This is a genomic window from Haloplanus sp. C73, assembly GCF_051195115.1.
Lineage (GTDB): Archaea > Halobacteriota > Halobacteria > Halobacteriales > Haloferacaceae > Haloplanus.
On sequence record NZ_JBNTJZ010000010.1, the window covers coordinates 1 to 23203 of the forward strand.

Sequence of the window (23203 nt, forward strand, 5' to 3'; positions counted from 1 at the left end):
AAGGGGCGACTCGTCATCGGGCGGCTTCGCCGCCCGATTGCCCGAGGGAGCTTCGCTCCCTCGCTGCTGGAGGAAGGAAGCCGACGCAAGCACCGCAGGCCGAAGGCCGAGGAGCACAGCGAGGGGCGCGCACGGCTTGCCGTGCGCGGCTTCGAGGCGGCTCTGCCGCCTCGCTACTCCCGACTCCAGCGAGTCGGGGCTTTCGAGGTGTCTCCAGTTCAAACACACACCTCTGAACAGTATCAGTGCGATAGAGCGAAGGGTAAAGGGCGGGCCAGCCCTACCGGCCCCCAATGAGCGAGGGCGACGGCATCGAACTCACGGTGCGGAGCGCCGAGAAACGCGATGCGGGCCGGGGCATCGCCCGGCTTCCGGAAACCGCCCGAAAGCGACTCGGCGTGTTGAGCGGCGACGCCGTCGCCATCGAGGGTGACCGCGAGACGGTTGCGAAACTCTGGCCGGCGCGGGCGGGCGTTCCCGACGACGCCATCCTCGTCGATGCCGGGACCCGCGCCGACGCGGGCGTGGCAGTCGGTGACACTGTCCGGGTGCGGCGCGCGAGCGTCACCGACGCCGACGCTATCACCCTGACGGCACCGGAGTCGGTCGACGCCGACCGGGAGTCGGTGCGCCGAGAACTCCGGCGCGCTATCGAGAGCCGGCCGCTCCGCGAGGGCGACCGAGTGCGCGTCGAGAGCCTCGACGCCGACCCCTTCGTCGTCACCGAGACGCGACCCGCCGGGGCCGTGAGAGCGACCGAATCGACCGACCTCCGACTGGCCGGGGGCGGCACCCAGACTCACTTGCCGACCGAGATGCCGGTCGAGGCGGGCGACGAGTCGGCGGCATCGACCGAGAGCGAGCGCCCGCCGACCGGCGTCGCCTACGAGGACATCGGCGGCCTCGACGACGAACTCGACTTGGTGCGGGAGATGATAGAACTCCCGCTGGCGGAGCCGGAACTGTTCACTCGCCTCGGCGTCGACCCGCCGAAGGGCGTCTTGCTGTACGGCCCGCCGGGGACGGGCAAGACGCTCATCGCCAAGGCGGTGGCGAACGAAGTCGACGCCACCTTCATCTCCGTCTCCGGTCCCGAAATCGTCTCGAAGTACAAGGGCGACAGCGAGGAGCGCCTGCGCGCGGTGTTCGAGCGCGCTCGCGACGAGGCGCCCGCCATTGTCTTCTTCGACGAAATCGACTCCGTCGCGCCCAAACGCGAGGACGGCGGCGGGATGGAAGACCGAATCGTCGGCCAACTCCTCTCGCTGATGGACGGGCTGGAGGCGCGGGGCGAGGTCATCGTCATCGGGGCGACGAACCGCGTCGACGACTTGGACCCCGCGCTCCGGCGCGGCGGGCGCTTCGACCGCGAAATCGAAATCGGCGTCCCCGGCGTCGCCGGGCGCCGAGAGATTCTCGACGTCCACACTCGGCGGATGCCGATGACGGAGGACGTCGACCTCGACCGACTGGCCGAGCGCACCCACGGCTTCGTCGGGGCGGACCTCGAATCGCTGGTGACCGAGGCGGCGATGTCGGCGCTTCGACGCGCCCGGCGCGAGGGCACGGAGACGGCGGCCATCTCGGTCGGGCGAGCCGACTTCGAGACGGCGATGGCCGCCGTCGACCCCAGCGCAATGCGCGAGTACGTCTCCGAGACGCCGACCGAGGGGTTCGAGTCGGTCGGCGGCCTCGACGACGCGAAGGCGACGCTCGAACGCGCGGTGACGTGGCCGCTCACGTACGGGCCGCTGTTCGAGGCGGCGGACGCTGACCCGCCCTCGGGCGTCCTCCTCTACGGGCCGCCGGGGACGGGCAAGACCCTCTTGGCCCGCGCCATCGCCGCCGAGAGCGGGGTGAACTTCGTCCACGTGCAGGGGCCGGAACTGCTGGACCGATACGTGGGCGAGAGCGAGAAGGCGGTCCGTGAGGTGTTCGACCGCGCCAGACAGACCGCACCGGCTATCGTCTTCTTCGACGAAATCGACGCCGTCGCGACGGCGCGTGACCGCGCCGACGGCGACGTGACCGAGCGCGTCGTCTCCCAACTCCTGACGGAGTTCGACGCCGTCGCCGACAACCCCACCCTCGTCGTACTCGCGGCCACGAACCGCAAGGACGCACTCGACCCGGCACTGCTCCGCGCGGGCCGTCTCGAATCCCACGTCGAAGTGCCGGCGCCCGACGAACCCGCGCGCCGCGCGATTCTCGGCGTCCACACCCGGCAGAAACCCCTCGACGCCAGCGTGAATTTGGGCGACATCGCGGCGCGAACCGCGGGCTACTCCGGGGCCGACCTCGCCGCTGTTTGTCGCGAGGCGGCCATGCACGCGGTCCGGACCGTCGCCGACGCCTACGCCGGCGCCGAGGCCAACGACCACGCCGACGAGGTGTCGCTGACCGCCGCGCACTTCGAGGCGGCGCTGGAAAGCGTCTCGCCGTCACTGACCTGACCGACAGGCCGAACTGACTCGCGTCCCCACGGCCCGTATGCGCTCGCTGCTCTCGATGCGCTGGGACGACCTGCTGTTCGCTCACTGGGCGGTCGACCCCGACATCGTCGCACCGACGCTTCCCGCCGGACTCACGGTCGATACGCGCGACGGCGACGCCTACCTTGGCATCGTCGGCTTTCGGATGGCGTCCATCCGGCCGCGAGGCGTCCCCGTCGGCCTCTCTTTCCCCGAACTCAACCTGCGGACGTACGTCCAGTCGGAACGGGGACCGGGCGTCTACTTCTACAACCTCGATGCGGCCGACCCGCTCGGCGTGACCGTCGCGCGCGGCCTGTTCAAACTCCCCTACTACCGGGCGGAGATGTCGGTCACCGACCGCGAGCAGGGCGGTATCGACTTTCGAAGTCGGCGGACACACCGGGGCGCGCCGCCGGCGGCGTTCGACGCCACGTATTGCCCGACTGGGACGCCGACTCCTGCCGACCCCGACTCGCTCGCCGCCTTCCTCACCGAGCGCTATCGCTTCTACACCGAGAGTGCGGGCGGGCGACTCTACCGGGGTGAAATCGAACATGCGCCGTGGGCAGTGACCGAGGCGACGCTCGACACCCGCGAGAACACGCTCTTCGCGGCGAACGGCTTCGACCGACCCGCGGGCGAGCCACGAGTTCATTACAGTCCGGGGAGCGACGTGACCGCCGGCTTGATTCACCGCGTGCGCTGACCGCGGGCCAATCAATTAGGCCGAGTCGAAAAGTGGCTCAGCGACTGCCCTTTCGTCCACGGTGACTCCGATGCAACGCGCCTCTCCCGAGACGGCAACAGACCACTGTAGCGCCTGTGGCACAGAGCAGCGGCTCGACGTCTCGATTGCGATTCTCACGGAGAGCCCCGACGAAGCGAACGCGGCGTTCTCGCGGGAACCCTATCGCATCGTGGAGTGTCGCTCCTGCGGGGAGACGAGCAAGACGCGGATGAACGACGCGTAGTCAGTCCCAGAACGACTGCGTGCGGGCGTACTGGCGCTCCTGTTCGAGGATGTCCCGGTAGAAGTCGGCCTCGTCCTCGCGGAGTTTGGCGATGATGCGGGCGGCGTTGTGCGGGCCGACGCCGCGGGCGGCCATGGCGATGACCGCCTGCTTGCCGTGGCTCTGCACCAGATTGGCCGAGCGGTAGGCACGCTCCGTCAGTCGCTCCTGTTCCTCGTCTTTCTCTTTCGCTCGGACGGCTTTCACCGCCTCCTCGTCCCACGGGTTGAGCGCGGCGATGCGCGTCGATTCGCACTCGGGACACCGGGGCTGGTCGGGGACGCGTTTCACCTTCGTCTTGCGCGTCCAGTCCGTGCAGTGCAGGCAGGCGAGGATGATGCGGTCCTCGTGGATGCGCTCTTTCAGTGTCTCGACGACGCTCGCGTCCGCGTTCTCGGGCACGAGGAGTTCGCGCCCGCTCGACCGCCCGCCGGTCCCGAGCGGCGTCAGTTCGCGCGCGGTCACGAGGTCGATATCGCCCGACTGAATCCGTTCGAGCACCGTCGCCGCCTCCTCGACGGCGAGGTCGGTGTGAAACACCTCGCGCACCGCTTCGTCGTAGATGGGCGTGTCCTCCAGCGCGGCCAGCAGGCGGTCGGCGCCGAACCGACTCGACCCCTGATACCGCTTGAGGGCGCCGAACTTCGCCGCCACCTGCGCGAGCGTGAACTTCAGCGTGCCCGAGTTCTTCAGCGCGAGTTCGAGAAGCCCCTCGACGTGGTCGGGGTCGGTCGACTCCAGTACGTCGACCACCTCGCTCGGACCGCTTCGCCCCGGCACTTCGAGTTCGATGCGGTAGGGGTCGACCTCCATGCCGACCGAGGAGCCGGTGCGCTGGCCGACGAGCGCCGAGCACAGTCGCCCGAGCGTCTCGTTCACCTCGTGACCGAAGGCGGCGTTGACGACGACGTTCCGTCCCTGTCCCTCGACGACGATTCGGTCGGCGGTGGGGGTCGGCGCGTCGGCTTCGACCTGTCTCTCGACCGGTTCGAGCGCCTCGCTCACGGTGCGCTCGTCGCCCGGATAGCGGGAGAGAAACTCCCGGGCGGCCGACGAGCGCTCGGCGCCGCGTCCGAACTGGTCGCTCGCGACACCGCGCATCTCGCCGACTTCGCCGGCGACGCCGGAGGGTACCGGAATCTCTTGGCCCGTCCACGACGGCACCTCGCCCGCCGGGTCCTCGATTGGCGTCACTTCGACCTGCGTCTCCTCCTCGTCGACTTCCGTGATGCGCCACATCTCGCCCCGCTGGATGAACACCTCGCCCGGCGTCGCGAAGTTGAGGACGAACTTCTCGTCCAGCGTGCCGATGGTCTCTCGCGAGGAGAGGTCGTACACCTCGTAAGTCTCCTCGTCGGGAATCATCGAGAGGTTGGCGTAGAAGTAGCGCCACGTCCCGCCCGATTTCTCCAGTCGGTCGGCGTCTTCGTCCAGCCACAGGAGGCGGTTGTTCGAACACTCTCGCACCACCTCCTGAAACTGCGCCTCCGAGAGGTCGCGGAAGGGGTAGGCCGCCGTCAGCGTCTCGTACGCCTCGCGAGCGTGGATTTCGCCGTGGTCCATCACGAGGCCGACGATTTGGTTCGCGACCACGTCCAGACTGCCGTGATGGATGGAGGCCGACTCCACCTCGCCCGCGACGGCGCGGCGGGCGATGGCAAGCGCCTCCAGCGTGTCGTCGGGGTGGTCGACGAGGACCGTCCCCTCGGAGATGGCGTCGCGACGGTGGCCCGCCCGCCCCACCCGCTGGAGCAAGCGCGCCACCTCGCGCGGACTGCCGTACTGCACGACGTGGTCGACACGGCCCACGTCGATGCCGAGTTCCATCGACGACGTACAGACCAGGCCGTCGATGTCACCCGCCTTGAACGCCTCCTCGATGTCGATGCGGGCCTCCTTCGAGAGCGACCCGTGGTGGACGCCGATGGGGGCGTCGAGGCGCTTGAAGCGCGACCCGAGCGCCTCCGCAGTTTGTCGCGTGTTGACGAACACCAACGTCGACTCGTGCTCGGCGACGATGTCGCGAATCGCGCGGACGTGACTCGCGATGTCGACGTCTGTCGCGAGTTCGCCCGCGAGGCGCTCGTCCTCCGCCGTCGGCTCCGGGTTCCAGACGCGGAAGTCGACGTTGGTGCCGGCGTCGACTTCGACGAGCGTGCAGCCGCGCCCACCGGTCAGGAACTTCCCCACTTCGCCGGGCGACCCGACGGTCGCCGAGAGACCAATGCGCTGGAACGACCCCGAGAGGGTGCGGAGGCGTTCGAGTCCGACCGTCAACTGCGCCCCTCGCTTCGACGAGGCGAGTTCGTGCACCTCGTCGACGACGACGTGTTCGATGTCGGCGAGGGCTTTGCGCAACTTCTCGCCCGTCAGCATCGCCTGCAGCGTCTCGGGCGTCGTCACCAGCACGTCGGGCGGGTCGTCGGCCTGTTTGCCCCGCTGGTACTGCGTGGTGTCGCCGTGCCGGACGTCCACCTCGACGTCGAGATACTCGCCCCACCAGTCCAGCCGGTCGCGCATATCCCGGTTGAGCGCCCGGAGAGGGGTGATGTAGAGCGCCGAGATGCCGAAGCGGTCCTCGGCGCGGTGAATCGCGTCGAACACCGGCAGCATCGCCGTCTCCGTCTTGCCCGTCCCTGTCGGCGCGAGGACGAGTGCGTTCTCGCCCGCCGCGAGCGGGGGTATCGCCCGGCGCTGTGGCTCCGTCGGCGTGGTGAATCCCCGCTCCGAGAGCGCGGCCCGCACTCGCTCGCCGAGGTGGGTGAAGGCGTCCATCCCGTCGAGCGTTCCGTCTGCCATTCGGTCGCGCTAGTCGGGCGAGCCGATTAAGTTCACCGTTCGGGGGCGTCGCCCGGCCCACAGGGCTTTGTGCGTGGCGCGAGCCAGCCACAGTGTGCCTGTTCCAGCCGTCGGTGCGCTTGTCTCGCTCGTCGTCGCCCTGCTGGTCGGCGGCCTCGCCATCTACATCAGCGCCCGGACCGTCGCGGGCGTCGACGACTACAGCCGCGCCGTCGTCACCGCGCTGTTCGGCGCGGTTGCGTGGGCGCTCGTCTCGTGGATTCCACTGTTCGGCTCCGTGATTGCACTCGTCGTCTGGATTGGCGTCCTGAAGTGGCGCTACCCCGGCGGCTGGCTGACGGCCGCGACGATGGGCGTCGTCGCTTGGCTCGCCGCGCTCCTCGTGCTGTTCGTCGTGGATACGGTCTTCGGCCTCGGCATCGGCGCCTTCGGCGTCCCGGGCGTGTAGCCGTCTTCACACCCGCCGATACGCGCCAAGCCGCGTTCCGTCGAGGAGATACGCCTCGGCGTCGGAATCGAGCGCGTCGGGGAGGAAGGGTGAGAGAAACGACTGTCCCTCGACGTTGACCCACGTCCCGCCAGAGCGGTCGTTGAACGCCGGGAACACGACGAGTTCGGGGGTTCCCCACGCGAGCGACTCCGGCGCCACGCCGAAGTGGTCGGCGAAGGGGTCGACGCGCAGGCGGCCCCGGAGCCACGCCTTCTCGGCGCGCCCGCCGCCCACCTCGTCCTCAAGCCGGACCTGCGGGTGTTCGTGACCCATACAGACCGTCGCGGCGCCGAGGACGGCCCGGTCGGGCCACGTGTGGCCGTGAATGAAGCCGATATCGCCCAGCCGTAGCCCGCCGGAGTCGGCGACTTGCAGGCGGTCACCGTAGGCGTCGCCGACACCGCCGTCGTGGTTGCCGGGGACGAGCGTCAGCGGCACCGACCGGTCATCGAGTGCGTCGAGTAGCGCCTCGATTTCGTCGCGCTCGCCCGCGTCGGGGTCGCCGATGCGATGCACCAAGTCGCCGAGGACGACGACCCGGTCCGGGTCGGTTCGCGAACAGAGCGCACAGAGTCTCTCGCGGCGCGTGTCGGCGTTGCTCCGGAGTTCGACACCGCGCTCGTATCGGAGACCGGCCTCGATGCCGGCGTGGTAGTCCGCGACGACGAGTGCGCGCTCGTCGCCGCAGTCCGCGACGGCGGCCGGCGCACCGGGAACCGGCTCGACGCGTGCCACGATTAGATTGCCTTCAGGCGGTCCTCGCTCGGCTCGTAGCACTTCCCGCTCATGAGGGCGTCCTCGATGGCGTCGGCGACGGCACCGGGGTCGGCGCCGTACTCCTCCACTACCGCCGCGACGACCTTGTCGTGAGCCACGCCGTCGCCCTCGTCGAGGTCGTCCATCACCTCGACCGCTGCGACTTCGAGGTCGACATCCTCGGCCGTCTCCGCTTCGGCCTCGTCCGTCGTCTCGTCGCCCTCCCCGTCAGCCGTCTCGACCGCACCCACTTCCTCGGCGTCGCCATCGGGGTCACCGACCTCGCCCACGTCTTCTTCCAAGTCTTCGGGACCGGGCACGTCGATGTCGGCCTCGCCGGGGTCGCCGACCTCCGCGCCGCTCTCGAAGCCGACGTCGAACTCGGATTCGACCTCGCGGCGCTCCTCCTCGTCGAGTTCGTAGAGGTCGTCGTCCTCGAAGTCGCCGAGTTCGCCGGTCGGCGCCTCGGTTTCGTCCGCTGTCTCGGTGTCGCCCGCGTCGGAAATTGGCGCCTCTTCTGCCGGTTCGTCGGCGGTCGGTTCCGGTTCCGTCGACGCTGGCTCCGCCGGTTCGTCGCTCGATTCCGGCTCCGCAGGCGGCGTCGTGGACTCGGCTTCCTCGACCGGCGACTCGTCCGCAGTTGCCGTCGATTCCACCGATTCCGACGTAGCCTCGTCGGTCCCGCGCGATTCGGGCGCGCTCGCCGTCGACTCCGTCGGTTCGGCCACGTCCGTCTCGTCCGTTTCGACGGCGCCCGGCTCGGCCGGCGTCGTGCGCTCGATACCCTCCGTGTCTCGTTGCACCGCCTCCGGTAGCGGGCCGAGCGAGGTGGTACCGGCGTCGTCGGGTGCGACGTCGAGTGCGCGCACCGCGTCGCGCTCGCCGGCGACGACGGCGAGGGCGTCGAGTGCCACCTCACGGACCGCGTCGAGATAGGCGACGGTCGTCCCGTATCGGTCGATGGCGAGGGGGATACCCGCCGCGAGCGACTCGTCGTAGCCCCGGTCGAGCAGCGCAGCTTCGAGTTCGTCGCCGCGGGCGTCCATCGCGTGTGCGTCGGCCATCGCGGCGACGCGGCGGAGCGTCGCCTCGGCGGCCGAGACGGTCCACCGGTCCCGCGTCTCGGCGTCGACCGTCGAGACGCTCTCGGGCCGGACCGACGTGTACACCCGGTCGCCGTCGTCGGGTTCGAACGTCCGGGCCTTGCCGGTGAGTGCGACGAACGCCGGCGGTTCGGCGCGTTCGAAGAAGGCGGCGGCGTCGGGTTGGTACTGGCCGGCGTAGGAGACGAACGCGCCCGTGGGGTCGACCACGCGCGCCCGAAGGACGTCCTCGTTGACCGACTCGATTTCGGTCAGGACGCCGACAGTGAACAGGCGGTTGACTCGCGCACCGGTCGGCGTGACGACGTATTTCGGCGCCCGCTCCTCGTCGCTCTCGGCGTAGGAGACGGTGGCGTCGTCGAACTCGGCGGCGAACAGGCGGTGGGCCACCTCGCGGCGCCCCGGCCCGTCGTCGCTGGCGCTCATCGCGCCACCCCCGCGAGGAGTTCGCTCGCGCGGTCCGCCGGGTCGTCGTCGCTCTCTGCGAACGTCTCGGCGTCGAGGTTGGCGCCGTACTCGTCGACCGAGAGCGACCCGCGGACGCGGAACTCGCGCCCGACGATTCGCCCTCGGATGGCGTCGGCGACCACCTCCTTGTCCATCGCCTCGCGGGCCTCCGCTTTCGCGTCCTCGATGCTACCGCCGTACACCTCGGCGGTGAGGTCGGTGTCGAGGACGGCCGTGACGGTGCCCGTCCCGTCGTCGAGGATGGCCTTCACCCGCAGGTCGTCCTCGCCCTCGACGTCGCCGTGGGCGCGACACTGCCCGTTCTGGACGACGCGCCCACACTCTGGACAGCGCTCTATCAGGCCGGAGCCGTCCCGAACCTCGATGACGTTGCCGACGAGTTCGACGTCGAACAGGCCGCCGGCGGCGACGGCCTCGCCGATGGGCATTCGCGGCGCCGTCGCGGTGGCGTCGACCTCGCGGTCGAGGCGTTCGACCGTCGAGAACTCCGTGACGTTCACCTGCGGCGCGCCCCGGTACTCGCGGACGTAGACATCTTCGAGGCGGACGGACGCCCCCGCTTCGAGTTCGAGGTGGGGGTCCCAGTCGGTAATCGGGAGGCGCGCCGTCTCGTCGGCGACGACGCCCGAGAGAATCTCCGTCTCGCCGTCGCGGCCGTCGATGGTCCGCTCGTCGAGTTCCTGTACGCGAACCTCGACGGTCCGGCCTCGGTCGCCGGGTTCGAGGTCTATCAGGTCGCGGTCGCCGCCCACCTCGTACGGCGTCTCGACCGTCTCGGACGCCTCGGCGACCGTCGTGTTCGTCCCGAGGTTGAGTTCGGCACGTCCCTCCCATTCGCGGACGTTCGCGTTGCCGACGGTGATGGAGTCGCCGGGTTCGAAGTCGAACTCCTCCCACGCGGTGTAGGAGAGAATCCCCGTCTCGTCGGCGAACTCGCCCTCACGGATGACTTGGTCGTCGCCCTGATACCGAATCGAGCGCGTCCCCTTGGTCAGGACGCGGACCGTCGCGGTGACGGAGCCGTCTTCGGGCGTGACGTCGGCCAGCGATTTGGCCGTCGGCGCCGAGGACGACCCCTCGTCGCCGCCGTGTTTGCGGCGCACGCTCGCCTTGGCTTCCTCCACCGGGACGTTGTATTCGAGCAAGCTCTGCAGGTCCTCTTTGACCTCCGCTTTGTCTACGCCGAGGTCGGAGGCGAGCTCCTCGGCATGGTCGTCGAGTTGCATCGGTGAGCCGTTGGTCGCGCGGTCTTAAAAACCGTCGCCCGTCACGACCCATCCACCGAAAGCGGTTTGCGCCCCCGCCCGAACTGACTCGCATGGAAGTCGTCGTCAACGCGGCGACGAGCGTCGACGGCAAGCTTTCGACCCGCGAGCGCCGACAGGTTCGTATCTCCGGCGACGCGGACTTCGACCGGGTCGACCGCCTGCGCGCCGCCGCCGACGCCGTCCTCGTCGGCGTCGGAACCGTCCTCGCGGACGACCCGCATCTCGGCGTGAAAGCCGAGCAACGGCGGGTCGAGCGACTCCGCAACGGGCGCCCCGCGAACCCCGCGCGCGTCGTCGCCGACTCCCGCGCCCGCACGCCGCCCGACGCGACGTGTCTGAACGACGACGCGGAGACGTATCTCCTCGTCTCGGCGGCGGCGTCCGACGACCGACTGGCGCGACTGCGGGAAGCGGGCGCGACGGTCATCGAAGCCGGCAACTCACGGGTCGACCTCCCGGCGGCATTTGATGAACTCGCCGCGGCGGGGGTCGACCGCTTGCTGGCGGAGGGCGGGGGCGAACTCATCTACTCGCTGTTCGAGGCCGGCCTCGTCGACGAACTCAGCGTGTTCGTCGGGTCGCTGGTCATCGGCGGGCGGGACGCGCCCACGCTGGCGGACGGCGAGGGGTTCGTCGAGGAGTTTCCGGCGCTCGAACTGGTGTCGGTGGAGCGTGTCGACGACGGAGTCGTCCTCGAATACCGCGTCGAGTGACGGTTGTGCGCCGGTGCGGCAACACGGCTCAACCATTAAGAGGGTCGGGTCGCAAATGAGAGACATGAGTAAGTCGACTGGCGAGCAGACCGAGCCGATTCACGTCGAGAGTGCCGACCACCTGTCTGAACTCGTCGAGGACAACGCCATCGTCCTCGTCGACTACTACGCGGACTGGTGTGGTCCCTGCAAGATGCTGGAGCCGACCGTCGAGGAAATCGCCGCGGAAACCGACGCCGTCGTCCTGAAAGTCGACATCGACGAACTGCAGGAACTGGCGCAGGACCGCGGCATTCAGAGCGTCCCGACGCTGGAGTTTTACGCCAACGGCGAACAGGCCGAGCGTCTCATCGGCGTTCAGGACAAGGACACGCTCGTCTCGATGATAGACGACCTCTCGTAACCGCGTCCTGCGGTCCACGTTTTCACGACGCCGAGGCCGACGAGCCGAGAGTATATACTTCCGGGGGGTCTACTCCGGCACATGATTTCGCTGGACGAGGCCGTTACGGCGCGCCTCGAATCCCACGGCGAGCGTTTCGAGGTACTAATCGACCCCGACGCCGCTCTCGCCATCAAGCGCGACGAGTTCGACGGCGACTTGGAGGAGGTCATCGCCGCCGAGGACGTCTTCGAGAACGCCTCGCGCGGTGACCGCCCCGCGGAGACGGCTCTCGAAGAGGTGTTCGGCACCACCGACCCGATGGAGATAATCCCGGAAGTCGTCAAGCGGGGCGAAATCCAGATTACCGCCGAACAGCGCCGCGAGATGCAGGAACAGAAGCGCAAGCAACTGATAAATCGTATCGCGCGCAACGCGGTCAACCCGCAGATGGACGACGCCCCACACCCCCCGGAGCGCATCGAGCGCGCACTCGAGGAGGCGGGCTTCCGCGTCGACCCGATGGAGCGGGTCGAGACGCAGGTCGACGAGGCGCTGGACGCCCTCCGACCGGTCATCCCCATCCGCTTCGCGGAGGTGACCGTCGCCGTGCAGGTGCCCGCCGACCACGCCGGGAGCGCGCAGGCGAAGATTCGGCAGTTCGGTGACCTCGACCGCGAGGAGTGGCAGGCCGACGGCTCGTGGATTGGCGTTCTCACCTTCCCCGCGGGGATGCAAAACGACTTCTACGACCTCGTGAACGAAGTGACGAGCGGGGAAGCGGAGACCCACATCGTCAAAGACGAGGACGACCTCAACGTCCGATAGCTATCCGCGCCGGAAGCCGAGGAGGAAGCCGCCGGTGAAGCCGGCAGAGACCGAGAGCGTCGAGAGGATGGTCGACACCCACCCCGGCGGGCCGCCGGCCGCGTTCTCGCCCGTCTTCAACACGCCGGCCGAGAGCGCCGCCCAGTCGACGGTCAAAATACCCCTCGATTCGAGGAATTTGAACAGCGCAAGTTCGAGGCCGACGATAATCGCGATTACCTTGGCCAGTTTTTTGGCCGCGAAGCCGATTATCCCGCCGATTGCGGCCCCGCCCCCGAACTCCAGCCCCAGTTGCTGTGGGTCGATGCCCAGCTGTAACGCCACGAGCAATCCGTCCATACCCTCTCTGGTCCGTTCGTGGTTAAGTCGCTTATGGCGCACACCCCCGGCGAGCGGAGTTTAAGTGCTTCGAGCGCCTACCTTGGGAGTAACTCGTGCAGGGAACCGATAGCCGGAAGGTGAGCCGATGAGAGCGGTCGTCGCCAAGCGTGTCGAGCGCGGAGACGCCGATTTGACCGAAATCAAGGACCTCGCCCGCGCGGCGGGCTACGAGGTGGTCGGCGAACTCACACAGACTCGTGAGGAGGACGCCGCCTTCGCGTTCGGTGAGGGGAAAGTCGACGAACTCGCGACGCTGACCGTCGAAACCGACGCCGATGCGGTCATCGTCGACAACCGACTCGGCCCGTATCAGACGTACAACATCGGGGGGAAACTCCCCGAAGGGACCGAGGTCATCGACCGCTTTACCCTCATCCTCGACATCTTCGGCCAGCGCGCACAGACGCGCAAAGCCCAGTTGCAGGTCGAACTCGCGGAGCTTCGATACGAACTCCCGCGCGCCGAGGCCAAGACTAGCCTCGCCACGCGCGACGAGCGCCCCGGATTCATGGGGCTCGGGGAGTACGACGAGAGCCGCGAGCGCGACATCAAAAACCAGATAGCGGACATCAAACGCGAACTGGACTCCATCGCCGAGAAGGCGGAGACGCGACGCGAACAGCGCCGTGAATCCGGCTTCGACTTGGTCGCGCTCGCGGGCTACACGAACGCGGGCAAGTCGACGCTGATGCGTCGGCTGGCGGCCGAACTCGACGTGGACGAGAACGAGGACCGCCACCCGGACTTAGACACCACGGCGGAGTCGGAGGACCGACTGTTCACGACGCTCGGCACGACCACGCGCCGTGCCGACACCGGACAGCGCGATGTCCTCCTCACCGACACGGTCGGGTTCGTCTCCGACCTGCCCCACTGGCTGGTGGAGTCGTTCGAATCCACGCTCGACTCCGTCTATCACGCCGACCTCGTCCTCCTCGTCGTCGACGCGAGCGAGGATATCGAGGAGATGCGGGAGAAACTCGTCACCTGTCACGACACGCTGTACGAGCGCAACGAGGCGCCCATCGTCACCGTGTTGAACAAAATCGACCGCGTCGACGACGACGAACTCGCGGAGAAACGCGAGGCGCTGTCGGCGCTGGCGCCCAACCCCGTCGCCGTCTCCGGGCTGACCGGCGAGCGCGTCGACATCCTCCGCGACCGAATCGAGGACGAACTCCCCGCGTGGGAGTTCGAACGGCTGGTGCTTCCGCTCGGCGACGACGCGATGAGTCTCGTCTCGTGGGTCTACGACCACGCGAACGTCGAGCAAGAGGCGTACGAGGGCGAACAGGTGGTGCTGGAGTTCGAAGCCCGTCCCTCCGTCGTGGAGCGAGCGCGCGCGAAGGCGAGTGACCTCGCGGCCGTCGAGCCCTAATCGAGCGTCCGTTTGGTCTTCTCGACCACTCGCACGTCCCGAATCCCCGTGTCGGGGTACTCGCCGTCCTCGTCTTTCTCCGCTGCCTTCACCATATCCCAGACGACGTTCAACCCGGTCGTCACGCCTTCGAGCGCCTCCATCTCACAGCCCGTCTTGCCCGTCGTCTCGACGGCAACGGTGAGGGTCACGCGGTCCTCGCCCACGTCGAACTCCGTCTCGACGTTCGTAATCGGAATCTGATGACACATCGGAATCGTCTCCCACGTGTGTTTCACCGCTTGCACGGAGCCGACGCGCGCGGTTGCGAGCACGTCGCCTTTCCCGATTTCGTCGTCGGTGATGGCGTCGATAGTCGAGGCCTGCAGGTGGATTTCGCCGCGGGCGACGGCCCGGCGCGCGGTGTCGGGCTTGTCGCCCACGTCGACCATCTGGACGTTGCCCGACTCGTCGGTGTGTGTCAGGTCGTCGGATTCGTCACTCATCGGCAGCACCCCACAGCGCCCGCGGCAGTGCAGGCAAGAGGTCGCTCGCCAGTAGGCCGTACCCCTGTTCCTCGACCACCCGGTCGCCCGCGAGGCCGTTCGCGTAGGCGGCGAGCGTCCCCGCGTCGAGGGGGCGCTGGGTGGCGAGGAGCGCGCCCGCCGCGCCCGCGAGGACGTCGCCGGTGCCGCCGACGGTCATCCCCGGATTCCCGGTGCGGTTCGCGCGGGCGTCGGTGCCGTCGGTTATCACGTCGTACGCGCCTTTCACCAGCAGGGTGTGGCCGATTTCGGCGGCGAAGTCGGTGACGGCGTCCAGTCGCTCGCGCCAGTCGTCGGCGCTCGGCCCGCCCATCGCGCGGAGTTCACCCTGATGGGGGGTACAGAGCAGCGTCGCCTCGGTATCGATGTCGGGGACGACCTGCAGGGCGTCGGCGTCGATGACCGCGCGGCCCGCGTAGTCGGCGAGGAAGGCCCGGACGGCGTCGAGGGTGTCGGGGTCGTCGCCGAGGCCCGGGCCGAAGACGACGGTGTCGTGGTCGGCCGCGAGCGACCGAATCCGGTCGAGGTGGTCGGGCGTGAGGTGGTCGCCCTCGAACGGGCGGAGGATGAGCCCCTCCTCGAAGCTCTGGACCTCGCGAGCGACTGACTCGGGGCAGACGACGCGAACGAGGTCGGCGCCGGCCCGCATCGCCGCCTGTGCGGCGAGAGCGGGCGCGCCCGTGTACGGCCCGCCGCCGACGACGAGTACCTCGCCAAAGGCGCCCTTGTGCGCGTCGTCGGGGCGCGAGAGGAGGCGCCGGTCGCCCGGCCCGGCGAACAGCGACGCCGCCTCGGGGATGCCGATGTCGGCAACGGTGGCGTCGTCGAGGCCCGGCTTGTCGTCGTGGAAGGTGACGACGTGGTCGGCGTCGACGGCGACGCCCGCCGCCTCGCCCGTGTCGGCGTCGACGCCGGAGGGGACGTCGACGGCGACGACCGTCGCGTCGGCGTCGTTGATGAGTTCGGCGGCGTGGCGTTCCGGTTCGCGAAGCGCCCCGGTCACGCCCGTTCCGAGCATCGCGTCGACGACGATATCGGGGTCGTCGAGCGACAGGTCACGAGAGTCGCGGACGACCCGGGTGTCGTACTCCGCCTGCGCCAACGCATCCCAGTTCTCGCGCGCGATGTCGGTCGCGATGGTTTCGGGGCGCCCGAGGAGGTAGACGGTGGGGTCGTCCAGAAAGCGCGCGGCGACGAAGGCGTCGCCGCCGTTGTTGCCGCGGCCACAGACGAGTGCCACCGAGTCGTCGGGGTCGGCCACGTCTCGGACCACCCTCGCGACGGCGTTGCCGCTCGATTCCATCAACTGCTTGCGCGGGATGCCGAGGGCGGCGGCGTTCTCGTCCACCGCCGCCATCCGGTCTGCAGTTATCATGGGTGGACGTTGCTCCGACAGCCGTTATAGTATTCGCCACGGCGTCGTCGCGCCTCGTATCAGTATGTTTACCGAAAGAGATTCTGGCGAAGGATTTTGTCGGTTGCACCGGAATCAGCGATTCAATGCCGGGTCTCTTACCCTCTCATCTGGAGCAAGACGTGACGCCCGAAGACGACGGTGACCTCCGTGTCCTGTCGCTGACCGAAGACGATGCCGAGCAACTTCTCGATGCCCTCTCGTCGGACACGTCGCGAGCGATTCTGGCCTCGCTGGAGGAGCGTCCCGCGGCCGTCTCCGAACTCGCGGAGTCGGTGTCGACTTCGCTACAGAACGTCCGCCACCACATCGACAATCTGGAGGAGGCCGGTCTGGTGGAGGAAGCCGGCACGCGCTACTCGGTGAAGGGCCGACAGATGACGGTGTACGCGCCCACGCAGGACTCGCTGGTCGTCGTCGCCAGCGACAGCCTGACGGAGTGAGCGAAACCGGGATGGGGACGCGTCGCCAAGTGACCCCGATGAGCGAATCGAGCGCGTCGCGACCGCGAGACGTCTACCCACCCGGAGCGACGCCGTGACGCCGGCTCGCACCGACGGCCGAATCGAGGAGTACTGGGACTGGATTGCCGTTGCCCTCTTTCTCCTCCTCGCCGTCGACCTGCTGACGACGCTCGCGGCGGCGCGTCTCGTCGGCGTCGGCGCCGAGCGCAACCCCCTGATGCGGTGGCTCCTCGGGAGAGACATCGCCGTCGTCGTCGGCGCCCACCTCGCAGTCGTGGTGCTCGTCACGGCCTTCTTCCGCCACCTCGTCGAGCGCCTGCGGCGGACGCCCGAACCCGCAGACCGCTACTTCGCCGTCGCCATCGAGGTGTGGCTGGGGTCGCTCGTCGCCGTCGGACTCGGCGTCTTCGCCAACAACCTCGCCGTCATCGTCCTCGGCGAGAGCCTGCTGTGACGGAACGAGCTTTTTATCCGAAGACGACGCCAGCGGGTAGGTAATGGGCGAGACGTGGCGGACGGTGTTCGGCCACGACGAGCCGTACCCCGAACAAGCAGACGGCATCGAGACGGCTATCGACACCGCCGACCGCGGCGGCTTCGCGGTTATCGAGGGCGCGTGCGGCACCGGCAAGACCATGCTCGCGCTGACGGCGGGCATCGACCGGGTCCGTGACCCCGACTCCCCCTTCGAGCGGGTGGTCGTTCTCACGAGCGTCAAACAGCAACTCCGGCAGTTCGAGGCGGACGTCCGTACCATCAACGAGAACCTGCCCGAGGACTGGCGCCCCGTCTCGGCGCTCACGCTCGTCGGGAAGGCGGACGTCTGTCCGTACAGTCGGGAGCAGGTGGCGGACATCGACGACTCGACCGTCTACGACCGCTGTGAGGGACTTCGCGAGCGGACGCGCAACCTAACGGGGTCGGAGGGGCCGACGACGGCGGCGGCGCTCGCGAGCGACGCCCGACAGGCCCAGACGGGGTTGCTCGACACCGGTGGGAACGCGTCGGCCACGCCGGACTATCTGGAGACGGCAGGCGAGCCGACGCCGTATCTCCCCGAGACGGCCGACTACGAGGGCACCGAGTACTGTCCCTTCTACGCGCAGTATCTGGAGGATTTGCCAGAGGAGGGTGACCCTGTCGAGGCCGTCCCATTCGACTTCGAGGACGCCGGCCTCCTCGATACGGAGGACCTCGTGGGCCTCTCGGCGGGCCACGGCACCTGCCCGCACTCGATGCTCGGCGCCCTGCTCCCTCACGTCGAAGTCGCCATCGGCAACTACTACCACGCGTTCGACCCGCGGACGGTCGACACCTTCACCGGCGCTCTGCTCGACGACGAGACGTTTCTCGTCTGCGACGAGGCGCACATGCTCGAACCGCGGGTGCGTGACCTCGTGAGCGACGGGGTGGGAGACGCCACGCTCCGCGACGCCGAGTCGGAGTTGACGCGGGCGATTCAGCCGGTCGAGTTCGACCCCGACACCGACGAGGCGGAGGTGGTGCGGGGCGAACTGGAGGAGATGGACGTGAGTCTCGACGAACTGAAGACGACGCGGTCGTTCGTCCGGGACTTGCGCGAGGAACTCGACCGGCAGGTGCAGAACTATCTCGACCGAGAACAGCCGTCGTGGCGCGCGGCGCTCGACGACCTCGCAGACGACGAGATACCGCTTCGCGACCCGGAGACGCCGGAGCCAGACGCCATCACCGAGTGGGCGAGCGAGGACTACGGCGACGACGTGTGGGTGCGCGCCGAGTCGGTCGGCGCCGCCGTCGCTCGCACCCTGAACTCGCTGGAGGAGGAGGACCGCGAGCGAGCCATCACGACCGTCGGCCGCGTGCTGGGGTCGTGGTATCGCGCGGACCACGCCCGGCACTTCCGCGAAATCGACCTCTCGCGGACGTGGAACGAGGCGGAGCCACCGGATTCGTGGCGCCGCGCCTACAACGCGCGACTCTCGCTGCACAACTGCGTGCCGGGCGACGCCATCTCGGACCGCCTCGACGACTTCGGCGGCGGCGTGTTGATGTCGGCGACGCTCGAACCCCTCGACGTCTTCCGGTCGGTGACGGGACTGGACGAACTCGCGGACGACGGGCGGCCGGTCGTGGAGCGAACCTACGGGCTGACGTTCCCCAGCGAGAACCGGACGAGTTTCGCCGTCGACGCGCCGGCGTTCACCCACGAAAACCGGGGCGCGCCGGGCGACGCCACCGAGACGCGGGAGGTGTACGTCGACGCCGTCGCCGAAGTCGCGGGACGGGAGGGCAACGTCCTCGTCGGGATGCCGAACTACGCCGAGGCAGAGTGGATGGCGGGGGAGTTAGAGACGCGACTCGACTCGCCGGTCTTGCTCGACGAGTCGAGCGACGACGGCACGACCGAGGCGCTGAAAACCGACTTCTTTGCGGGCGGCGACAAGACGCTCGTCACCAGCATCCGCGGCACGCTGACGGAAGGCGTCGACTACCGCGGCGACCGATTGCACGCCGCCGTCGTCTGTGGCGTGCCGCTGGTCGATACGACGAGTCCGCGCACGCGCGCCGTCGTGACGGCGTACGACAGAGCGTTCGGCACCGACGGCCGCGGCGGACGAAGCGGGTTCGAGACGGCGCTGACGGTGCCCGCGGTGCGGAAGGCGAGACAGGCGGTCGGTCGGGTGATTCGTGGCCCCGACGAGCGAGGCGTTCGCGCCCTCGTCGACGCTCGCTACGCGCGTGATCGCTGGAACGGCGTCCGCGACTACTTCCCCGAGTGGGAGCGCGAGGAGTTTCGCCCCGTCAGCCCCGACATGCTGTCGCTGGGGCTCGACCGGTTCGAGAAGCGCTAGGGCGTCGGTCGGCGGCCGCTCCACGCCGCGTGACAGTCGTCGTCGCAGAAGTGAAGATGGGAGACGCTGCCGCCCTCGACCCACGAGACGACGCGGTGATTCGGCTCCTGCATGATTTTCTTCCCACACGTGTGACACGTCGGTGCGGTGCTCTCGTCGACATCCTCCCCAATTTCTGACGTGGGGTCGATCATCTTTCCAGTCAGTAACGGAATGTTGGTCTTAAAACCCGCTATCTCGTGCCGCGCCGTAGATTCGCCGCCCGGATGCGGGCTAGCTGCCCGGATACGGACACGTCACCGTCGTCCGCGCGTCGAGGTCGGTCTTGGTTTGCTCGCGGCCGTCGGGCCAGCGGACGGTGAGCGATTCGGGCGTCGCCGTTCCGAGGCCGAAGTGGGCGACGGGTTCCATCTGACAGAGGTAGCCGCTGCCGGCGTCGATGACCCGGGACTGGGTGCCGGCGTCGGTCTGCAGGTCGACGCGCGCCCCGCGGGCGGGGGCGCCGTTCGACGTGAGCGGGCACACGCGGAGCCAGTCGCCGTCGTTGGGCGCCGCAAACAGCGAGAGGGGTTGGGCCTCGCCCTCGCCGTGGACGACGAGGAGTTCGAGCGTTCCATCGCCGTCGATGTCGGCGACGGTGGCGCCCGTCCCCATCCCCTCCGGTTCGAGGGCGTCGCCGACGCCCGTCTGTGTCCACCCGTCGTCGTAGACGAGGAGTCGATTCGGCGCGCCCAGACAGTTCATGAACAGTTCCTGTCGCCCGTCGTTGTCGAAGTCGGCGGCGACGACGGTCCGGACGCGCGCCGGCCGGGCGAGGTCGGGCGGCGCGGTGTCGGTAAAGGCGTCGCCGGCGAGCGAGAACAGGCGGTTCTCGCCGTTCCAGTTGCCACAGACGATATCGGGCGTCGACGCCCCGTCCGGGGCGACGAGGGCGGCGCCGCGCGCGTTCTCCTCGGGGTCGGCGACGCCGTACTCCCGCGCAACGTCGACGAATCGCCCCCCGGCGTTCCGAAGCAGGAGGTTCGCGCCGCGCTCGGTGCCGAGAAACAGGTCGGTCCGCTCGGAGAGGATGGGGCCGACGGCGACGGAGCGCCCGCCGGTCACGACGTCGAGTCCGACGGCGTCCGAGAGGTCGGTGATGCCGCCGTCGTCGCCCACCTCGTAGAACCGCGCGGGGGCGCCGTAGCCGGTGACGAACATCCCGTATCGCCCGGTTCCGAGGCGGTCGACGGCGGCGACCGACCGCCCCACGCGGTAGTTCTCGCGGCCACGGTTTATCGGGTCCGCGAAGAGGTCGCGCCACGTCTCGTCGCCCGTCGGGTCGAGAAGCAGGTCCGCTTCGTTCGAGGTGCCGCCGAAGGCCGCGACGTTGTGGACGTACACTTCTTCGCGGCCGTCGCCGTCGAGGTCGGCGGCCGCGACGCCGATGGCGTGGCGTCCCTCGTCGGCGAGGACGCCACACGCCCTGTCGACGACGCATCCGTCGGACCACCGGAGCACGCGATTCGGGGTGCCGAAGCCGGCGACGAAGATGCGCATCCCGTCGGGGCCGGCGGTGACGGCCGCGCCGTACCCCCGATACGGCGCGTTGTCGGCGAGTAGCCCCGAGCGGTCCTCCAACATACCTCCTCCAGCGGTCGCGGGGTTAAGAGTCGTACGCTCCGCGCCCTACTCCTCCCAGACGTCGGAGAGAGTGCGCTGGACGGCTTCCTCGCCCACTGCGGCGGCGAGATGCTCGAATCCCTGCCGCTCGCGCCGGTCGCTCGCGTTGGCGACGAGTCGGGAGACGATGAACTCCGGCGTCGACTTGCCGACCGTGCCGAACCGGGGCTGGTAGTCCACCCGCAGTTCGAGGTCGGGGGTCAGTCCCTCGGCGAAGATGCCGTCGATGCGGGCGGTCGGCGGGAGCGGACTCAGGTCGTCCGCGAGATGGGTGACGTAGACGCCGAGGGCGCCACGCTCCACGGTGAGGTCGACCAGTCCGTTCAGCAGGTCCGCGGCCCGCCCGGGTTCGGTGATGGCCTCGAACTCGTCGACGAGCATCAGCGTTCGGCCGTCGCCGGTCAGCGGCGGGACGATGGATTTCAGCGTCGACTCCAACACGCCGGCGTTGAAACTCGCGTGGCGGCGGTGGAAGACGATGGCGTCGAACCGCCCGACTGCGGCGCGCTCGGCGGGCACGGGAAGCCCCATCGCGGCCAGCAGTGCGACGGAACAGCAGGTTTCGAGTAGCGTCGTCTTCCCGCCGCTGTTCGCGCCGGTCAGGACGGCGACTCGATCGCCACTCGGCGGCGACAGGTCGTGGTCGCCGACCGCGTAGTCGACGGGGTCGGGGTCAGACAGAAAGAGGTTGCGCGCCCCCTCGACGGCGAGTCCGTCGCCGCCGAGCGTCGGGCGCGTGAGGTCGTGTGCGGCCGCGAAGCGGGCGAGCGAGCACTCGAAGGCGACGTCGTCGACGGCGGCGACCGCCCGGTCGACGTCCTCGCGCGCGTCGGCAATCGATTCCCGGAGATCGGCCTCTACTTCGCGTTCGCGCTCCGTCTCGCGGCGCTCCAAGTCCTCGACGAGTGCGCGAAGCGCCGTACTCACGAAGTCGGCGGCGTCGTGGGCCTCATCGGGCGCCACCTCCTCGATGGCGCCACGGGTGAGGCGGGTCTCGCTGTCGACGTACTCCACGAACGCGCGGCGGAAGTCCTCCAAATCGCGGACGCCCGTCTCTCGAATCCGTTCGAGAACGTCGAACGCGGAGTTCTCCAGTTCGCGGGCGTCGTCGAGGCGGGCGCGCACGTCGTCGAGTCGCTCGTCGGCCCCCGACCCGACGCCCGACGGCGTGACGTACTGCAGGGCCTCGGCCGCCTCGCGGACCGCCTCGGGGTCGATGGTGCCGAGAACGTCGAACGCGTCGCCGTCGAGTCCCGCCTCGCGAAGCGCGAGGACGGCCTCGACGGCGGCGCGTTCGGTCCCCTCCGCGTCGTCGTAGGCGTCGAAGGCGGCGACGACGGCGTCGCGACTCGCTTCGTCCAGTCCCTCCCACGCGTCGCGCGCGGCCTCGACGGCGTCCAGTCGCTCGACCACGGCGTCGGGGTCGGAGAGCGGCGTCAGCACCCGGATGCGGTCCGCGGCGTGACGCGTCAGGGCGTACTCGCTCGCCAGTGCTAGCAGGTCGTCGTACACGTCGCGGGCGTCGCGGGTCGCGAGGGCGTCCATCCCCGCCTCGTCGTTGGCGCGGCGGAGGATGCGCGTCGCTCGGCCGCGCGTGACGCCGGCGTCGGTCAGCGCCCGCACGTCCGCGTTCTCGATGGCCGCGACGGCCGCTTCCTCGCCCATCGCTTCGCGGAGGCGCTCGCTCGTCTTCGGTCCCACTCCCCAGAACTCCTCCAGTCGCATACCGGAGGCAATCGGGCTGGGGGTATAGTGGTTTCCGAGGTTTACGTTGTAGTGCTGGGATATGCCGTTGGAGTTTAGCCCACCTCGAAAGCCCCCGTCGTCTCGACTTCCGGGACTCGCTGTCGTTCGAAAGAGTGCAACGCGCTCTTTCGTGATGTCGTCAGAACTCGTAGAGTTCTGACTGCTAACCAGAACCCGACGGGTTCTGGTAATGACGAGAGAGCTTCGCTCTCTCGAACCACGCTCCTCACTGCGTTGCGGTGCTTACGTCGTCGACGGATCGCAAAGCGATCCGTCTGGCTCGTCAGACCTTTGGTCTGACGACCGTCACCAGAACGCGGAGCGTTCTGGTTGGCTCACGAGAGCTCCGCTCTCGTGAACGTCCGGGTACGCCGAGACGACGGCCCCTTTCAGTCCCGCCTGCATCGGCTGTTCAACCGGCCGCCGCCGGGCGGGACTGAAAGGGGCGACTCGTCATCGGGCGGCTTCGCCGCCCGATTGCCCGAGGGAGCTTTGCTCCCTCGCTGCTG

Annotated in this window: 21 protein-coding genes; 11 read left to right on the forward strand and 10 right to left on the reverse strand. The window is 68.9% G+C overall.

The annotated features are described in order from the left end of the window. Positions 1-293: 293 nt before the first annotated feature. The 3 genes from ACQUSQ_RS14610 to ACQUSQ_RS14620 all read left to right on the forward strand — a co-directional run bounded on the left by ACQUSQ_RS14610 (position 294) and on the right by ACQUSQ_RS14620 (position 3445). Positions 294-2453 (forward strand): AAA family ATPase, encoded by a 2160-nt coding sequence (locus ACQUSQ_RS14610; RefSeq protein ID WP_435070244.1) that lies wholly within the window; start codon positions 294-296, stop codon positions 2451-2453. A gap of 37 nt (positions 2454-2490) precedes the next feature. Beyond that, positions 2491-3180: a YqjF family protein gene (locus ACQUSQ_RS14615; protein ID WP_435070246.1), complete on the forward strand. Its 690-nt coding sequence runs from the start codon at positions 2491-2493 to the stop codon at positions 3178-3180. Positions 3181-3250: 70 nt separating this feature from the next. Continuing rightward, a complete protein-coding gene (locus ACQUSQ_RS14620; RefSeq protein ID WP_435070247.1) occupies positions 3251-3445 on the forward strand; it encodes a hypothetical protein in 195 nt (64 codons plus the stop codon). On the opposite strand, the gene ACQUSQ_RS14625 is transcribed toward ACQUSQ_RS14620, so the two are convergent. Beyond that, positions 3446-6283: a DEAD/DEAH box helicase gene (locus ACQUSQ_RS14625; protein ID WP_435070248.1), complete on the reverse strand. Its 2838-nt coding sequence runs from the start codon at positions 6281-6283 to the stop codon at positions 3446-3448. 94 nt (positions 6284-6377) lie between these two features. Between ACQUSQ_RS14625 and ACQUSQ_RS14630 the strand changes: the two genes are divergently transcribed. Next, complete coding sequence (locus ACQUSQ_RS14630; RefSeq protein ID WP_435070250.1) at positions 6378-6731, forward strand: hypothetical protein; 354 nt, start codon at positions 6378-6380, stop codon at positions 6729-6731. A 6-nt stretch (positions 6732-6737) separates the two neighbouring features. Here ACQUSQ_RS14630 and ACQUSQ_RS14635 read toward each other — a convergent pair whose 3' ends face one another. From ACQUSQ_RS14635 to ACQUSQ_RS14645, 3 genes are read right to left on the reverse strand one after another with little or no spacing between them, the layout of a single operon-like run. Continuing rightward, entirely contained in the window at positions 6738-7508 is a 771-nt protein-coding gene (locus ACQUSQ_RS14635) for a metallophosphoesterase (protein WP_435070251.1), read from the reverse strand. 2 nt (positions 7509-7510) lie between these two features. Then, positions 7511-9058: a hypothetical protein gene (locus ACQUSQ_RS14640; RefSeq protein WP_435070253.1), complete on the reverse strand. Its 1548-nt coding sequence runs from the start codon at positions 9056-9058 to the stop codon at positions 7511-7513. Further along, on the reverse strand, positions 9055-10326 hold the full coding sequence (locus ACQUSQ_RS14645) for a Single-stranded DNA binding protein (protein ID WP_435070255.1): 1272 nt from the start codon (positions 10324-10326) through the stop codon (positions 9055-9057). The genes ACQUSQ_RS14640 and ACQUSQ_RS14645 overlap by 4 nt, the downstream gene beginning before the upstream one ends. A gap of 92 nt (positions 10327-10418) precedes the next feature. Between ACQUSQ_RS14645 and ACQUSQ_RS14650 the strand changes: the two genes are divergently transcribed. From ACQUSQ_RS14650 to ACQUSQ_RS14660, 3 genes are all read left to right on the forward strand, one after another. Next, positions 10419-11081: a 2,5-diamino-6-(ribosylamino)-4(3H)-pyrimidinone 5'-phosphate reductase gene (locus ACQUSQ_RS14650; protein ID WP_435070257.1), complete on the forward strand. Its 663-nt coding sequence runs from the start codon at positions 10419-10421 to the stop codon at positions 11079-11081. A gap of 64 nt (positions 11082-11145) precedes the next feature. Then, complete coding sequence (trxA, locus tag ACQUSQ_RS14655; protein ID WP_435070259.1) at positions 11146-11484, forward strand: thioredoxin; 339 nt, start codon at positions 11146-11148, stop codon at positions 11482-11484. 81 nt (positions 11485-11565) lie between these two features. Then, complete coding sequence (locus ACQUSQ_RS14660; RefSeq protein WP_435070261.1) at positions 11566-12291, forward strand: ribosome assembly factor SBDS; 726 nt, start codon at positions 11566-11568, stop codon at positions 12289-12291. On the opposite strand, the gene ACQUSQ_RS14665 is transcribed toward ACQUSQ_RS14660, so the two are convergent. Beyond that, positions 12292-12630: an FUN14 domain-containing protein gene (locus tag ACQUSQ_RS14665; protein ID WP_435070263.1), complete on the reverse strand. Its 339-nt coding sequence runs from the start codon at positions 12628-12630 to the stop codon at positions 12292-12294. 127 nt (positions 12631-12757) lie between these two features. On the opposite strand from ACQUSQ_RS14665, the gene hflX reads away from it, so the two are divergent. Then, entirely contained in the window at positions 12758-14050 is a 1293-nt protein-coding gene (gene hflX / locus ACQUSQ_RS14670; protein ID WP_435070265.1) for a GTPase HflX, read from the forward strand. Here hflX and moaC read toward each other — a convergent pair. Together moaC and ACQUSQ_RS14680 are read right to left on the reverse strand one after the other, a co-directional pair. Beyond that, positions 14047-14535, reverse strand: coding sequence for a cyclic pyranopterin monophosphate synthase MoaC (gene moaC, locus ACQUSQ_RS14675; RefSeq protein ID WP_435070267.1), 489 nt, complete (start codon positions 14533-14535; stop codon positions 14047-14049). The two genes, hflX and moaC, sit on opposite strands and share 4 nt — an antisense overlap. Next, positions 14528-15949 carry an NAD(P)H-hydrate dehydratase gene (locus ACQUSQ_RS14680; protein WP_435070269.1) on the reverse strand — a complete coding sequence of 474 codons (1422 nt, stop codon included), beginning with the start codon at positions 15947-15949 and terminating at the stop codon, positions 14528-14530. The genes moaC and ACQUSQ_RS14680 overlap by 8 nt, the downstream gene beginning before the upstream one ends. Positions 15950-16074: 125 nt before the next feature. Between ACQUSQ_RS14680 and ACQUSQ_RS14685 the strand changes: the two genes are divergently transcribed. The 3 genes from ACQUSQ_RS14685 to ACQUSQ_RS14695 all read left to right on the forward strand — a co-directional run bounded on the left by ACQUSQ_RS14685 (position 16075) and on the right by ACQUSQ_RS14695 (position 19286). Then, entirely contained in the window at positions 16075-16431 is a 357-nt protein-coding gene (locus ACQUSQ_RS14685; protein ID WP_435070271.1) for an ArsR/SmtB family transcription factor, read from the forward strand. A gap of 94 nt (positions 16432-16525) precedes the next feature. Continuing rightward, positions 16526-16906: a DUF5658 family protein gene (locus ACQUSQ_RS14690; protein ID WP_435070273.1), complete on the forward strand. Its 381-nt coding sequence runs from the start codon at positions 16526-16528 to the stop codon at positions 16904-16906. 43 nt (positions 16907-16949) lie between these two features. Next, on the forward strand, positions 16950-19286 hold the full coding sequence (locus tag ACQUSQ_RS14695) for an ATP-dependent DNA helicase (RefSeq protein WP_435070274.1): 2337 nt from the start codon (positions 16950-16952) through the stop codon (positions 19284-19286). On the opposite strand, the gene ACQUSQ_RS14700 is transcribed toward ACQUSQ_RS14695, so the two are convergent. From ACQUSQ_RS14700 to ACQUSQ_RS14710, 3 genes are all read right to left on the reverse strand, one after another. Further along, entirely contained in the window at positions 19283-19480 is a 198-nt protein-coding gene (locus tag ACQUSQ_RS14700) for a DUF7576 family protein (RefSeq protein WP_435070277.1), read from the reverse strand. The two genes, ACQUSQ_RS14695 and ACQUSQ_RS14700, sit on opposite strands and share 4 nt — an antisense overlap. 79 nt (positions 19481-19559) lie before the next feature. Continuing rightward, positions 19560-20909 (reverse strand): CRTAC1 family protein, encoded by a 1350-nt coding sequence (locus ACQUSQ_RS14705; RefSeq protein WP_435070279.1) that lies wholly within the window; start codon positions 20907-20909, stop codon positions 19560-19562. Between the two features lie 45 nt (positions 20910-20954). Then, positions 20955-22673, reverse strand: coding sequence for a helix-hairpin-helix domain-containing protein (locus tag ACQUSQ_RS14710; protein ID WP_435070280.1), 1719 nt, complete (start codon positions 22671-22673; stop codon positions 20955-20957). Between the last annotated feature and the right edge of the window lie 530 nt (positions 22674-23203).

Excerpts from the sequence above, each read along its gene's own strand:
- ACQUSQ_RS14610 (WP_435070244.1), top strand. The coding sequence starts at position 294 with ATGAGCGAGGGCGACGGCATCGAACTCACGGTGCGGAGCGCCGAGAAA.
- ACQUSQ_RS14615 (WP_435070246.1), top strand. The coding sequence starts at position 2,491 with ATGCGCTCGCTGCTCTCGATGCGCTGGGACGACCTGCTGTTCGCTCAC.
- ACQUSQ_RS14620 (WP_435070247.1), top strand. The coding sequence starts at position 3,251 with ATGCAACGCGCCTCTCCCGAGACGGCAACAGACCACTGTAGCGCCTGT.
- ACQUSQ_RS14625 (WP_435070248.1), bottom strand. The coding sequence starts at position 6,283 with ATGGCAGACGGAACGCTCGACGGGATGGACGCCTTCACCCACCTCGGC.
- ACQUSQ_RS14640 (WP_435070253.1), bottom strand. The coding sequence starts at position 9,058 with ATGAGCGCCAGCGACGACGGGCCGGGGCGCCGCGAGGTGGCCCACCGC.
- ACQUSQ_RS14645 (WP_435070255.1), bottom strand. The coding sequence starts at position 10,326 with ATGCAACTCGACGACCATGCCGAGGAGCTCGCCTCCGACCTCGGCGTA.
- ACQUSQ_RS14650 (WP_435070257.1), top strand. The coding sequence starts at position 10,419 with ATGGAAGTCGTCGTCAACGCGGCGACGAGCGTCGACGGCAAGCTTTCG.
- trxA (WP_435070259.1), top strand. The coding sequence starts at position 11,146 with ATGAGTAAGTCGACTGGCGAGCAGACCGAGCCGATTCACGTCGAGAGT.
- ACQUSQ_RS14660 (WP_435070261.1), top strand. The coding sequence starts at position 11,566 with ATGATTTCGCTGGACGAGGCCGTTACGGCGCGCCTCGAATCCCACGGC.
- ACQUSQ_RS14665 (WP_435070263.1), bottom strand. The coding sequence starts at position 12,630 with ATGGACGGATTGCTCGTGGCGTTACAGCTGGGCATCGACCCACAGCAA.
- hflX (WP_435070265.1), top strand. The coding sequence starts at position 12,758 with ATGAGAGCGGTCGTCGCCAAGCGTGTCGAGCGCGGAGACGCCGATTTG.
- moaC (WP_435070267.1), bottom strand. The coding sequence starts at position 14,535 with ATGAGTGACGAATCCGACGACCTGACACACACCGACGAGTCGGGCAAC.
- ACQUSQ_RS14680 (WP_435070269.1), bottom strand. The coding sequence starts at position 15,949 with ATGATAACTGCAGACCGGATGGCGGCGGTGGACGAGAACGCCGCCGCC.
- ACQUSQ_RS14685 (WP_435070271.1), top strand. The coding sequence starts at position 16,075 with ATGCCGGGTCTCTTACCCTCTCATCTGGAGCAAGACGTGACGCCCGAA.
- ACQUSQ_RS14695 (WP_435070274.1), top strand. The coding sequence starts at position 16,950 with ATGGGCGAGACGTGGCGGACGGTGTTCGGCCACGACGAGCCGTACCCC.
- ACQUSQ_RS14700 (WP_435070277.1), bottom strand. The coding sequence starts at position 19,480 with ATGATCGACCCCACGTCAGAAATTGGGGAGGATGTCGACGAGAGCACC.
- ACQUSQ_RS14705 (WP_435070279.1), bottom strand. The coding sequence starts at position 20,909 with ATGTTGGAGGACCGCTCGGGGCTACTCGCCGACAACGCGCCGTATCGG.
- ACQUSQ_RS14710 (WP_435070280.1), bottom strand. The coding sequence starts at position 22,673 with ATGCGACTGGAGGAGTTCTGGGGAGTGGGACCGAAGACGAGCGAGCGC.